Raw genomic sequence first — 15136 nt, 5'->3', positions numbered from 1 at the left:
CAGTTCTGGATTAATGCTAATCAGATCATCAATCATCTGATTATAAATAGCGGGCATGTTTTGTTTCCAGCCTACCATATCAGGGCGGTGCTCTATTGCCATCGGCGTTTTTAATAGAGGATGGTCAATAATCGGCGTTGATAGCCCATGACGTGCGCGGAAATTTTTAACCGCTTGATATTCAAAAGGCCATGCTAATAAAATTTCCATATCAATTTCATAGCCAGTAGCACTTTGTTCATTATCATCTAAATCAAATAARGCGGACCATTCCACATGTTTATCACACAGCGTAATYARCCATTGWGYKASAACATCATTATTTTCAGTATAGAGTGCTTCTTGRCAGAAGCGTTGATAGAATGGATCAATTGGAATTCCGGCRCTTTCCCAATCAATGGTTTCATTTTTTTCACTGGCTAACATTTCGATAGCTAATACACCTAATTTTTGCGGGCGAGTGTACATTGGCATTGAATCAGCCATTTTTCCTGATTGAATACTTTCAATGATTTTATCATAGCAAAGATGACCAATTCTAAAATCATCACAAGCAAAATCCATTAATAAAATTTCACCTTGTTCTGAAAGGTTTAAAATAAAACTATTATCTTTACTATCATAATAATTCAATAAAAACATAAGATTAATATGATAGTAAAATCCTTCCAAAATAAGATTTTTACTTTTTTGATTATATACTAAATTTATGTATGATGAAGATAATAAACTTAAATTCCATTTTAATAGAGAAAAACAGCCAATTAAATCATTTTCATTATTTACTTTCTTAAGAATATAATCATCTTTAAGTTCGTTCACGACCTCGCTGTATAAAATCAAAGGGTTAATACTTTTCTTGCAAAAAAATTTAATGATATATTCATTTATATTTTGAACCGTTTTCATTTTGTTAATCCCTCGAAAATATAAATTTGGTTATATTTACTATTATGTGCAACATTAAAATTACTATCTATACCTAAAGTCAGCTTAAAAGCTTGGATCAGTTCTTCATTATCGTTTTTTTCTTTATATTTCTTCTGTTTATTTTTATCAATATCACTTAATAATTCTTTCAGTATATTATGACTTTTACTATCAATAAAGTATTCATTAGGAGAGTCTTTAGCAAAAAGAGCATGCTTTTCTAAATTATTTATAGGATCTTTTTGATAATTACTTGTAGCTGCAGATTTTGGAGTTGCATATTTGCCAAAATTATTACGCATTGTTGTTTTTGTTTCAATAGTAATCCATTTTGGTTTTGGGGGATAAGGTTTAACACGACAAATTAAATCAATGCCATGTCTTTGAGCATTTTGTAAACTAAAAACTTCCGCTATTTGTTTTTCTCCATAATATTTTGATAAAAAAGGAATAGCTTTTTTCCCTGTATTTTTTATATATCCTTTACTCAATAGATCCCCTGCAATAGCCGCTTTTCTTGCTTGATTTTCACCAATATATCCCACAAAATGTGCTAGTTTCAATGCGGCAATATCATCATACAATTTTTGCTCTGCAAGAACYCGATGTAAATCACCGGATTTGACGTTCAATTCAACGTGCCCTTTCACTTTATGTGATTGACCATTGGGTTTACCTTCAATACGTAAAATATAGCTCCCATCTACCCTTGGACCAAATAGTGTGACTTTCACTTCATCTAAGTGCCGTTCAAACGTTTGTAGCTTTGCATGGGGTCACTTAAATGATTAGGTGCAAGATAAGCATCTCTTCTTACCATTTTTATGCTTTCCCTGCCGCCCATTTCTTGAAGCGCTGTGCCATGTACAAATCCCCATCTTGAACTTTTCCTATTAACTCTTTGAGAATTTGGTAGAAGGTATCAATTAAAGTTACTCCAATGATTTGACCTTATTTACTTTCTTTTAAAGCTAATAACTTCATTAACGCTATTACAGTCATTAACATTTCTATATTTGTAGCACTTAGTCACTTGGATTAATAAATATCCTCCAGCGATGCCGAAGGATATTTACTTTTTAAGTATCAATATTAAAAATCAATCCGTAAATTGAGTCCGTAATTGCGACCTGGAAGTGGTGCTAAATATTTTAACTGTGAGGAGGCGGGTCTGGTTTCTATATCTGTTAAGTTATTTATCATGAAATCAACAGTAACATCGAGATTATTTAGCTGATATTTTTTACCAATACCCGCATCGACCATGGTGTATGATGGGAAAATAATATCGCCACCATACATTAATTTGCCACTTTCTTTTTGCTTTTTGTAATAAATAGCACTTGTGAAAGCGGTAAAACCATCATTTTCATAATGGAGTGTAACACCGTGTTTTTCATTAGGAAGATTTGGTAAATAATTACCTGCAATAAATATTTCTTGCTTACTACGATTTTCGACAAAATCGCCAAACCAAGTAAAGGTTAGATTTCCTGCTGTAGGTAATTCATAAAGGTATTTAAATTCATATTCTAATCCTTTAGTTTGAAGGTTTGTTTGATCCCATTCCATCACAGAAACACCTCCGCGACTAATACCAGTGAGGCGCCTTAGTTTAAAATTGTCATAATCAGTTTGGTATAACGCTATTTTATTGGTGAAATTACCAATTTCTAATAGCCACGATAATTCAATACTTTTGCTTATTTCATTCTTAAAATTACTATTTCCTTGCTCTTCGATTAAATAAGCATAGTGGGGGCCATGTGTATATAACTCATTAATTTCAGGCGCTCTTTTAGAAACACTTTTTTGTATCTTAACCGTCCATTCATCAACAGGTGTATAGGCGAAAGATAAATGATAAGCACTGGTCGTAAAGTCACGATCTTTGAGTGAGGAACCTTGGCCGCGACCACTATTATAATTATCTGGAATATTTAATTTGTGGCTTGTATGACCGGATCTTATTCCCCCAGTGATCTCTATTGGTGAAAATGAAATTGACTCAAGTAAATACACCCCATAATCTTTGGTTGTCACACTCGGTAAATAGGAGTCATAGCCGGATGTTTTTAAATCACGGTAATTCATATTGACACTAACAGCGCCGTTAATGCGATCTAAAATTGATACATGAGCTGTTTCCAACGCTAATTGATGGCTTTTCGTTTTAAATATTGACGAGGCAATTGTACCGACAAATTCTTTATCATCTGAGTCAGAATATGCGTAGTAAATAGATGTATCTCTAAAGTAATTACCAAGATGATAATGTTTAGCTTGTAAATCGATTCGTCGGTTGTTATTGCTTACCGATACTGGTTTGTACATTTCTCTAGTCGTTTTAGTCGTTAAATAGGCATATCCCGGAACCCCATAAGTGGTTTGAAAATCGGTTAAAGAAACTCCCAAATAACCATCTTCATGAATATAGGAAGCCGAAGCATTACCACTTTGACTATCCAAAAAACTATTAGGTATTTGTTTGTTTGGGCTTTTTACATATTCTTTAGGATCTGTAACATGTTCAATAGTTTTAGGGCTATTAGGCTGATAGGCATTATTAGGTTCATTATCTACATAACCAATACCTGCAAAATAATCTTGCGAGTTATTCGTAAACTTATCATCTTCACTCAGCTCATATTCAACCTTATACTTTTTCCAAAACTCACTGATATAAGGGTAAGCCGCAGGATTACGGCTGTGCCAAACTTTCATGTCCACTTGGCATTGGTCACGCAAAGCAAAATGATCTTTTAACATACTGAAATTATAACAAGGGGCAGCTTTTGAACGTGATGGTATTTTATATTTAGAGACTCTTTTCTTAGCTCCTGATAAATTAAATACCCAATGTTCATCATCGCTAAATTTAATATTGGTTGATGCGCCATTACCATTATTGGTACTGCCATTAAAAGTAACATGACCAGAAATAGGTTTTTCGGGTAATATAGATACTATTCGGTCATCCCATAAATGGACAGTTCCGCCACTGGCACTGCCCCCATATAATAATGCCTCTGAATTTTTGCTAATCGATATTTCATTGACTAAATTCATATCAACTGGAATTGGCATATTTCCGCTAATAAAAGAAACATCATTAATCGGCAAGTTATTAACTAGTAAACCAATACGATTACCAGAGATACTACGAATAACCGGACGTGCGGCATTCGGTCCAAACCCCTCTGCTTGCATTCCTGCTATTTTGGATACACTATTCCCGATAGTATTGGTTTTTATTTGGTTTAATTTATCGTGTTTAATTTTTTCTCTATTATTTAATAATATGGCTGAAAAACTTTCAGTATTATCAGTCGTTGGTTTAACAGTCATAATATCTATTTTGTTTTCTGTTTCTGCTTGTGTAATAAATGTGTAGAAAGCGAGTAGCGCAATTAGTAATTTTATTTTTTTCATGTGTATACAAATTAGAATGTGAAGTTGAGACCAATAACGATATTTCTACCAGGTAATAGCATTTCATCTTTAATATAAGAAGTGCTGTCTCTTGTACTGCTATTGAAAAGATTATTCACTTTGGCATAAATTGTGTAATCATTGTCGTCTAGATGATCGGTGTATTCTGAGCCAATACTAATTGTGTTATATGACGGGGTTGGCGTTTCATATTTGGCAACTTTATTTTGTCGACCAAAATGATCCCAACGAACTTGGCTAGTTAAATTATCTGTCCATGTATGTTTAATATACGAACTAATGCGATAGGCTGGCATTCTTGGTACATTGCCTTTATTGTGCAATAGCGTGGCTCGTACATAATCACCAGAAAGGCCGACATAGCTGTCATCGGAATAAAAGTAATCAATATTACCTTCGATACCTTTAAATTCAGCATCTTGTTGAACATACTGAAGAGGTTTATAGCCATTATTTAAAGGTGCTGCGGTGATTTCACCATAGATATAGTTATTAATGCGGTTATAGTAAGCATTGGCATTAAATTGTGTATTACCACTAATTTTCATTATCCCAATATCGATATTATTTGCCGTTTCAGCACCTAAATTAGGATCACCTTTTTCGATGGTACGACTTGCTGCATGAGGACCATCTGCATATAGTTCTTCTGCCACAGGTAATCGTTTACTGCGAGATAGAGACATATTTAGGCTGTAATCATCAGCAAAATTCCACGCTAAGCCAGCAGATATTGATGTTGCATCTTTATTATTAGAAAGATGAGTCGACTTATTTTTAATTGATTGCCATTCATGGCGTAGCCCTAATTCATAGCGTAGGGAACCAATTTGGTACTCTTCTAATAAAAATAATGCATGGTTTTTCGTGTTGGTCGCGGGGACATATGCTTCCTCACCTAAAGCGCTAAAATCGCGTTGGTTAAATTGGCTACCTAAGACGCCTCGCCAGCCCCATAATTTTTCGTGAGTTAAAGAAAATCTTAATTCATTGCCTTTATTCTTAAATCTTGTGGCAATTTCATCACCTTCTTTCTCATTGTGGTGATAATCAGTGTGTGTAGCACTATAACGAATCGATTCTATGCCATTAAATGGGCTATGTTTTTCGCCTCGTAGATCCCAACGTTTTTGGTCCATGACAATATATGGGATCCCGTGTTCATGGTGTTCATCTGGGAAGGGGCCAGAAGGTCCATGATGATGGCCGCTGTGGGAACTGTCATCATAGTCATTGTGATGATCATGAGCGTGTTCATCTTCAAAATGAGTATGACCCGGTAGGCCATAGCGGCGATGCTGTTCACCATAGCCAAGACCAATGAATCCATCATCAAATATCCATGATGCGCCAATATTTGCAGATTGTCCGTTTTGGTACGAACCTTGTAAACGTTTAGTCCCATCGTCTTGAGCTGCTTTAGGTTGCAGATAATCTCCTTGATGACGTTTAACTCCTTCAACACGCAGTGCTAAATTGTCTTGTCCAAATGTTATCGCTGCGGCACCAGTATTTCCTTTGGCAACAGAGTCGAATTGATAATTTAACTCGCCTTCATAGCCTTTATTAGGAACAGTCGTCGGAATTTTATTATCAATAACATTAATTGCACCTCCCATTGAGCCACCGCCATATAGCAACGTAGCTGGACCTTTTAATACTTCAATGCGTTGGGTTAAAAAGGGTTCACTGGTAATCGCATGATCGGCTCCAATTGATGATACATCCATTAAGTCACTGCCATTATTCATGACTTTCACTCGATTACCGCTCATTCCTCTAATGACGGGATGAATTGATCCTCCACCGAAGAAACTGGCATGAAAGCCCGGAATATTTTGCAATGTTTCTGCAATTGAAGCCCCTTTAGCTGATACTAAGTCATCGGATATTAAGACAGAAACTGGGCTTGTCATTCGTAAAGGTGAGGATTGTAAAGGAGATGAGTAGACACTGATTGTGTCTATTTCAGGATTTATGTTTCCATTTGATGTTGTGGCGTGACTTAAAAATGAATAATTTATTGAAATAAAAAGAAAAGAACATTTTAATGTTTGGAGTTTCATGGTTTCTACCGCATATAAATTGAGAAATACTTATTTATGTAAAACTACGAATAGTTATGTTATAACATAACATTTAATGTCTTGTTATGTAAATAGATAATCAAATAAAGTGTTTCTTAAATAGATTGCTTATTTATTTTTGAATGAATTGTGCATGATTTTTATTCAAGATTTATGAATGAAATTTTGAATCAACATACTGATAATATTAAATAATTTTTAAGTCTAACTGAGCGGCAACAAATTTATTATTCAAATAAATAACATAGTCAAAACTCACTATTAAGACGACCATCATTGTTTTGCTGTAACTTGTTCATCAGGTGTGATTTTTTTGAACTAACTGAAGCTGCATAGTGACTTATTTCACTACTTCGTGAATTGACGAATTTTGTCAGTTATTAATACATTGGGAGCTTTTGTGCTCGGAGGGAATTTTTTAGATTTTATTAAATATAAATGAAACGATTGTGAGGTTTTTGACCACAAGAATGATTTATTGAAATATTATCTAATAACGATAATTACTTAGAGATATTATATGAGAGCTATAATAGTTTTACCGTATTTGTTTTTGCTTGGCTGCGCCTCTCCTACCGTGGAAGTAAAAAGTGAATCACAAAAAATTAAAAATGCTTCCAGCACAGCGAAATCGATAAAAACATATCCTATGGGAAGCAGTAAAACAAAGTTTGAGATGGAATTAGAACAGCAAAAAAATGTTTCTGCTTTTAGAGAGCAAAATGAAACCTCACAGGGGTATTCATTGGATTATCTTAGATATGAGAGAGATAGGAAAGAAGAAGAATATCAGAAAAATAATAAGGCACGATCTGAATCATTTGCTCAAAAAATGCAATCTTTAGATAGTGAATATAATTCACTTGAAGTAATGAAAAATCGCGACAATTTATCTAATGATGAAAAAAAAGATATTAGGAATAGAATGGATCAGATTGATCGTGACCGTAACATTGAAAGGCTGAGCTGGATCTCCAAGTGGAAATAGTAAATCTTGGGAATGGTCATTCGAGCGATAATTTAGCTCATTTGAATAAGTCGCTTAGTGCGGCTTTTTTATTTTCTACATCATATAAAAAAGTCTCTAATATGGCTCAAATAGATTGATTGTAAGATCACCAATAACACTTTATATTCGTTAACGTGTAAAATTTCTGTTAAAGTTCTGGCCTAATTAATACAGTTAGACCCTTTATTTGCGTATTTAGTCGTTTGTCCTTTTATATTAAAGAATAACATTTAAATAGTCGTTTGAAATATCATTTTTGGAGTGATGGTTATCTGTTTAAGAAGGGAGATTTTTTATTTAGTTTAATGAAGAGATCTAATTTTGATAGGTGTTTGTTGGGAGTTTGCTGGAAGGTGAAACAAATATGCCCCGAGATTAAACATTAATGCTTAATGACGGGGCATTTTACTAGGAGGAGGGTAATCAGTATTCATTTAATCATCCCATTTAGGACTCATCATTGTTGCTATTAAACATGCGATAATGATGGAAAAAAGTACAGTTAAAAACATAGGAAACTCCTTAATATTACTCTTTTAGTATTTCAATATAAGCCTCTTTATTTGGTGGTTGAATGTTGAATGGAAGGGTCTTAATAAAGTAGGTCATATTATACCCAGATGGAAATAATACACAACGAATATTAGCGCTCATTGGCATATTATTATCTATAAAAAACACATCCAGTCATAATAAGATGTTTTTTTGTTTTGAGAACCAAATGGGTAAATTAAAATATAAGAAAAATCTCAATAAAGGTAATTTGTTGAGTTTTTTACTGTATATTGACCACTTACTTAAATTAACTCATCTAAATTAGATTGGTATTATTGTCAATATATTGAAATATAATATTTTAATTGAATTTGATATGCTTGGCTTATATTTTCTGATTTATCTTAAGTTAAAGAGTGACTTAAAAATAATTAATTTATTTTATTTTTGTTATTTCTAGTATGTCAGAGTAAACTTTTATAAAAAAATAAAAAATATAGTTTAATTCAATAAAGTGCGTCAATTTTTAGATTTAAAACTAAATGGTAAAAATGGTGCTCATCTTATGTTAGTAAAAAAAAATCAATCCATGCAATATGGTGATTAATTCTTGTTGAAGATATAAATATAGATCTTTATTTTGACTAAAAATTTTTTTTAGGTCTATGATCTTATTATTTTCAATATTTATGGTTTAAGTTACTAGTGTTTTTTTTTAGGGTATTGCATTGCGTATTTTTGCGGAGTTATACTCAAACGCAGTTAAGTTGCATGGAAAAATATAATTTAATTATTTATTGAATTAATTTTATATATAATAAGATTATACTTTTAAATATTTACAAAGGTATTAATTAAAATATCTAGGAGTATTTTCATTCATCGATATAAAGACTGGGTTTGTTTATTTTCATAAAACAAAAAATAAATTATCTATTATTTTATGAAGGTAAAAGCATTCTGATTATTCAGAGTGTTCAATTGGTATTATTTAATAATGTCATTAATTAATAAAGGATTCATTATGAAACTTACAAAAGTAGTATTACCAACCTTAGGTGCAATGTTATTTACCTGTGGCGCTTTTGCTGCTCAGCAATCATCAACAGGAACAATTAACTTTACCGGATTTATTGGTGCTGCAACTTGCGAAGTTAATGGTGGTAAAGATTTAAATGTTTATTTAGGTCGTCATGAAGTTTCTAAATTTACCGGAGTGGGTAATGCAGTTAAAGGTGCTAACGATGTTAATTTAACTTTAACTAACTGCGAAGGTAATGCTCAATTAAGACTGAAAGGCGATAATTTTGCAAGTGGTGATAACACTGCTTTAGCATTAAAACAACAAGCTGGTTCAGCATCAGGTGTTGGTATTGCATTAAAACGTGACGGTGATGCTGGTCGTTACTTCCGTTTAGATGGATCTGATAATTATGATTTACAGGTTGGTCAAGATGGATCTGCAACCTTTAAATTCATGACTTACTATCTCCAAAAAGAAAATAAAGTTACAGAAGGTAAAGCTGACGGTACATTAACTTATACTGTTACTTATTCATAATTACTCTTTATAGGCAGAGTTTAATTCACCCTATGATTGTTAACTAAGTGGCTAAAATTGAAATTTTCTACACTTAGTATTATCAATCGAAAATTAACGGAATAATTTTCATAATATTTTTTGAAATCCATTTGATTGTTACCTAACGGGATAGTTTTGGTAGCAGTCTGAAGGTAAATATTATTTTTATAAACTATAAAAAAGTAGGTATATGATGAAATGTATTAAATTAATCATCATCATGATTTGCATGTCTTTTATCCAATTATCACATGCAGGTATTTTACTTGGTGCTACACGTGTTATCATTGAAAATGGTCGAAATGAAGGCTCTGTAAATGTCCATAATAGAGAAGATAATAATTATCTTATTCAAAGTTGGGTTTTAGATAAATCAGAAAATCCTACAGAAGATATCGTATTAACCCCACCACTTTTTAAACTTAGTGCGAACACTTCTAATGCATTACGTATCGTTTTAGTAAAAAACTTACCGCAAGATAGAGAAACATTATATTGGCTAAATGTTAAATTTATTCCTTCAGTTGAGAAAAATAAAATTGATAACAATTCATTAAAATTTGCATTAAATAATAGAATAAAAATTATATATAGACCAGAACCTTTAGCTATTGAATCTATCAATCAAGAGTTTGACAACATTATTATACAAAAATTAGGTAAAAATCTTAGAATTAAAAATCCTACTAAGTATTATTTTAATATCAGTGATGTATCTATAAATAAACAACGATTAAATAAACCAAGCTTTATTGAACCTGACTCAGAGGTGTTCCTCGAATTACCAGAAAATAATAATAGCGGAAATTTGGAATATGTATTAATAGATGATCTAGGTAAGCTAAATTCTTTCAATATTAATATTTGATTATCCAATGTAATAATTATACTAAATTTGGGGATAAAGTTATGTTAGCCTCTGCTAAACGAACTCATCTGTCTATTCTAATATTATCTGCACTTTTACTTCCTTATAATATTGTTTATGCAGACGATTATTTTGAGCCTGATCTTGTAACTGATCCATTTGGTAAACGGTTGTCCGTTGATTTATCACCTTTTCAAAAATCTGCGTATTTACCAGGATCTTATCGTGTAGATGTCTTTGTTAATGATAATTATGTTGATACATCAGATATTGATTTCATCAATTCAGATAAGGTTTCGGAAGAGTTAATGCCTTGTCTATCAGAAGTCCAATTAATACAGTATGGAATAAAAGTTGATAACTACCGAAAGGATAGTGTTAATGATGGAACTAAAGGACAGTGTTACGATCTTACTAATATTCCAGATGCTGGATTCCGCTTTATTCCATCAGAAAATAAATTAATTCTGGGGATCCCGCAAATTGCATTGGATACTCATATATTAGATGAGCATCTTGAGCAGCGTTGGGATGATGGTATTCCTGCTATTTTTGCAGATTATAATTTTTCAGGTAGGAATCAAGAAAATACTAAATACCACGAAAATGATAATACATTTTATCTAAATTTACGGTCTGGTGTTAACGTTGGTGCATGGCGTTATCGTAATTATGGAACATGGAATAGAGATTCTGATGGTAGTAAACATTGGGAAACGCAACTTAATTATATTGAACGTCCAATCCGTTCAATGAAAAGCCGTTTTTTAGCCGGTGATAATTATTCTGATTCACAGATTTTTGAAACTATTCCATTTCGTGGGGTAAAACTCTGGTCTGATAATCAGATGTATCCAGATTATGCCAGCATTTATGCTCCTGCTATTTCTGGTGTAGCATCAAGTGAATCGACCATTGAAGTTTCTCAAAATGGTCGTGTTATTTATCGAACCAATGTTCCTGCTGGTCCTTATGAAATTACAGATGTTGTTCCATTAAATAATGGTGACAATTTGGAAGTTGCTCAAATTGGCATTGATGGCAGTGTTCAACGTTTTATAGTTCCTTTCTCTACTGTTGATTTTCTTCAAAGAAAAGGTCATCTAAAATACAGTTTAACAAGTGGGCAATATCGCCCATCAGAATCAAACAATAAAGATAAAAATAAAGATAAATTTTTTCAGGCTGATGCTTTTTATGGCTTAACTGATAATACAACTTTGTTTGGTGGTGTTCAGGCATCCGCAAGATATCAAGCTTATGATATGGGGGTTGGTTTTAATTTACCTGAAATTGGCGCTATTACTGCTGATATTACGGCAATGCATGCATCTCCAAAATATACAGATTCATTAAATGGACAAGCTTTTCGTCTTCGTTATTCTAAAGGTTTGAATTCGTATGGAACGAATATCACCTTTTTAGGATATCGATACATGCGTGGAGATTATATCACCATGCAAGATTTATTCGATTTCTATCAGGGTGTACCAGACGATAATGCCTATTCTCGTAGAAAAAACCAGTTTGATATTACACTCACACAGCAATTACCTGAATCTCTTGGTCAAATAACTGCAACAAGTTCATATCAAACATATCAGAATTTCAATAATAATGAGCAAAAAGTTGAATCCTATAATGTAGGGTATACAAATACCTTCCGTTATTTTAGCTTGAATGTGAATTATGCTTATTATAAAAACGCGTTAGATGATCACTCTGACTATAATCATCGTGAAAAAAATAATGATCATGTTTTATCTATGAATATTAGTATTCCATTAACCGGTAAATTTAAAGAAAACTGGATTAATTACGGTGCATCATCTAATAAAGATGGTGATATTGATAATTATGTAGGTATTGGTGGATTAGCATTTGAAGATCGAAGTTTATCTTGGAACGTACAACAAGGATATGGTAACCGAGGACGAGGCAATTATGGAAGTGTGTATGGTACATATAAACATTCATATGGTGATTTAAATGCGAGCTATGCTTATCAAAAAGATAATCGTCAATATGGCTATGGTGCAAGTGGGTCATTGATTGCAAGTCAATATGGGATAGCAGCAACTCGTCCATTAGGAGAAACAAACGGCCTAGTATATACGCCTCAAGCTAGTGGAATATCAATTGAAAATGAATCTGGGGCGAAAACAAATTATTTCGGCTTGGCTGTTGTTCCTAATCTTATTCCGTATCGCAGCAACACTATACGCCTTAATCAATATTCATTACCGGAAAATGCAGAAGTTGATACACCTCTAAAAGAGATTTTCCCAACACGTGGTGCAATTGTTTTAGCCGATTACTCAACACAAATTGGTAATAAAATGTTAGTAACATTACATGATACTACAGGGAAAATACTCCCATTTGGTGCATATGCAACACTTAATGAAACTGATGAACGTTATTATGTGAGTAATTTTGGACGTATTTATTTTTCTGGTGCTCCGGGATCAGATGAGATACAGGTAGTTTGGGGTGATAAAAATCAACATCAGTGTAAGTTCACTTATAACATTAAAGACAAACAGAGAGTAAATAGCCTTTATATCTTTGATGAAATATGCCGATAAATATCAGCGGTTATTAAGTGAGTGAAATGGTAAATATAATGAGGTTATTATGATATCAAAAATAAATTATCGCTGGTTACTGCCTATAATCTGTTTATATACATTACCGCTGTATGCTTCAGAATGTGATTCTGTAATTTATAATGAGATTGTAAAGAATAATCATATACAAAAAAGAACAGAAGAAAGAATAACGATAAATAAAGCATTGGCAACTCAAATATATTCAGGTGAAAGGATCACAACATGTGAAATGAGTGATTCAGTTGATTTAAAATTAGTTACCAATACACCATATAGTTCAGCTCCAGCTCGTTATTTTAATGATATTAATGGTGCTCCTGCTTATTATCTAAATAATGAGTATGCATATTCAATCAAAACAGAGAATAACTTAAACTTTACTTCTCAAGGAGAAAAACTGTCTTTGAATGGAAATAAAGGGAGTGTTGCGTTACCAAACACAATAGTGACTATATACGCGACTGTTGAAAATCCAAAACCGTTATCATTATCATCTGCTCAGATTGGTAGTATAAAAAATAGTAAAAATGAAACTATCATGAAATTGATGTTATCAGCTAATATTGAAACAGTTGATACTTGTATTATCGACACTAAGAATATCTATTTTAAATTCAATAAAATAGATAATAGTGAATTACCTAGAGGTATAGGGATAACACCAATTTCATCTACAAATACATTATCATTGAGTTGTACAGATAATCGTATTACTAAATCAGTATCTATGATATTGAATAGTAATAGTAAATATGCAGATAATAGCAATTCTATTATTGCATCAGATAATCCAAGTATTGGTTTTATGTTGTTCTATAATGATAAGCAAATAACACACCAAACAGAAACTGTGTTAGGAAGTATTAATAATCGTTATAATCCGCAATTAGTAGCATATCTGTATAAATTAACTAAAGATATAAAACCTGGAGCCTTCTCTGGTTCAGTAGAATATACTATAAAGTTTAATTAATTATAATAATTGAAGTCATCACCTTAATCTTTATATTGGTGATGACTTTATTTTTATTTGCTAATACAGAATTAAACGTTATATTTTTCTATTTAGTTTTTATCACTAACCGAGATTGACAGCTTTTTGCCAATAATATCAAATGCTCGCTCAAGTTGTTCCCATTTAGTGTTATAGGTAATATTGAATAGTTGTTGCAGGTCTTCATCAGAGATATTTAAACGCTTTTTGAATTCTGATTTAGAAATATTAGATTGGAGTAATGAATTGTGTAAGTAAACTTTTGCGAAAATCATACCAGATAAACGAATAAGCTGTTCATTCTGCTCTATTTTTGATGGTAAAGGAATAGGGATACCTTCATTTATGTAAATATCCAATGCTACAAGTAGAGCTTCTACAGAGTGTTGTATTAAATCTTCAATTGTATCTCCCGCGGAGGCAAATTCAGGTAAATCGCGGCAGGTTGCCATGTATCCAACTGTATCTTCTATTGGTTTTATTGCATAATTTAACATATTTATATAAACCTCTCGCTGATATACAAAAGTGGGTAACGGCATAAATTTAGGGTAAGATATCTTATTAATGCCTGTATAACGATTCCCATAATATGGAAAATCTGCCGTTTTTCCATTTAAAATTACTTTTTATTACAAATTAACCTGATATTTTATCGCTATTTGGTTTAAATCGTATATTCATGTGTAAAGCATATTATTATGTTTTATAAAGAATCTGTCAGTATTTTATGTCGATATAAAATTTGTAATTATATGGGCTATTTCATAAATACTATTGACACGGATACTGATTTAATTAACTCTTTGAGTTGGTGTTTATTACATTATTATTGAGGTTTGGTATGGCAGCATTTTCATTTGTCCCATTCATGGGATATCTTGGTATTTTTAATGTTATATTTACTGATTCGCCTATTTCTTTGGTTAACCATATAGCTAGTTGTGCTTTAGTGATAAATGCGATATTTATGTAGTATGAAGTGATGTTTTTCTCTTTGCAACATTTAGACATGATGAATGTATATCATAATAATTAATAAATTAACCCACTGAAATTATTTAAATTATAATTTCAGTGGGTTAATCGTAAAAGTAGACCTGACA

At 32.2% G+C, this 15136-nt stretch carries 10 protein-coding genes; 5 read left to right on the top strand and 5 right to left on the bottom strand.

The features are described from left to right. The 4 genes from OO7_RS16985 to OO7_RS13465 form a co-directional block, all read right to left on the bottom strand. Positions 1–675 (bottom strand): hypothetical protein (locus OO7_RS16985; RefSeq protein WP_419177249.1); only part of this gene is annotated, 675 nt, incomplete at its 3' end. Between the two features lie 230 nt (positions 676–905). Next, positions 906–1664 carry a hypothetical protein gene (locus OO7_RS13475; protein WP_008916480.1) on the bottom strand — a complete coding sequence of 253 codons (759 nt, stop codon included), beginning with the start codon at positions 1662–1664 and terminating at the stop codon, positions 906–908. A gap of 358 nt (positions 1665–2022) precedes the next feature. Next, positions 2023–4362: a TonB-dependent receptor gene (locus tag OO7_RS13470; protein ID WP_008916479.1), complete on the bottom strand. Its 2340-nt coding sequence runs from the start codon at positions 4360–4362 to the stop codon at positions 2023–2025. An 11-nt stretch (positions 4363–4373) separates the two neighbouring features. Next, entirely contained in the window at positions 4374–6449 is a 2076-nt protein-coding gene (locus OO7_RS13465; RefSeq protein WP_008916478.1) for a TonB-dependent receptor domain-containing protein, read from the bottom strand. A gap of 541 nt (positions 6450–6990) precedes the next feature. On the opposite strand from OO7_RS13465, the gene OO7_RS13460 reads away from it, so the two are divergent. The 5 genes from OO7_RS13460 (at position 6991) to OO7_RS13440 (ending at position 14009) form a co-directional block, all read left to right on the top strand. Then, on the top strand, positions 6991–7458 hold the full coding sequence (locus tag OO7_RS13460; protein WP_008916477.1) for a hypothetical protein: 468 nt from the start codon (positions 6991–6993) through the stop codon (positions 7456–7458). Between the two features lie 1540 nt (positions 7459–8998). Then, the gene (locus tag OO7_RS16255; protein ID WP_052329024.1) at positions 8999–9535 is read left to right on the top strand and encodes a fimbrial protein; all 537 of its coding nucleotides are present in this window, start codon (positions 8999–9001) and stop codon (positions 9533–9535) included. Positions 9536–9785: 250 nt separating this feature from the next. Further along, positions 9786–10424, top strand: a complete 639-nt coding sequence (locus OO7_RS13450) for a fimbria/pilus periplasmic chaperone (RefSeq protein WP_169337389.1) — start codon at positions 9786–9788, stop codon at positions 10422–10424. Positions 10425–10465: 41 nt separating this feature from the next. Beyond that, complete coding sequence (locus OO7_RS13445; protein WP_008916474.1) at positions 10466–13012, top strand: fimbria/pilus outer membrane usher protein; 2547 nt, start codon at positions 10466–10468, stop codon at positions 13010–13012. 49 nt (positions 13013–13061) lie between these two features. Next, on the top strand, positions 13062–14009 hold the full coding sequence (locus OO7_RS13440; protein ID WP_008916473.1) for a hypothetical protein: 948 nt from the start codon (positions 13062–13064) through the stop codon (positions 14007–14009). Positions 14010–14101: 92 nt separating this feature from the next. Here the strand turns inward: OO7_RS13440 and OO7_RS13435 are convergent, their stop codons facing one another. After that, on the bottom strand, positions 14102–14527 hold the full coding sequence (locus OO7_RS13435) for a type II toxin-antitoxin system HicB family antitoxin (RefSeq protein WP_008916472.1): 426 nt from the start codon (positions 14525–14527) through the stop codon (positions 14102–14104). Between the last annotated feature and the right edge of the window lie 609 nt (positions 14528–15136).

Origin of the sequence: Providencia sneebia DSM 19967, assembly GCF_000314895.2 — a bacterium.
Lineage (GTDB): Bacteria > Pseudomonadota > Gammaproteobacteria > Enterobacterales > Enterobacteriaceae > Providencia > Providencia sneebia.
The sequence above is the reverse complement of the archived record's forward strand: the minus strand, read 5'-3'. Positions and strand labels throughout refer to the sequence as shown.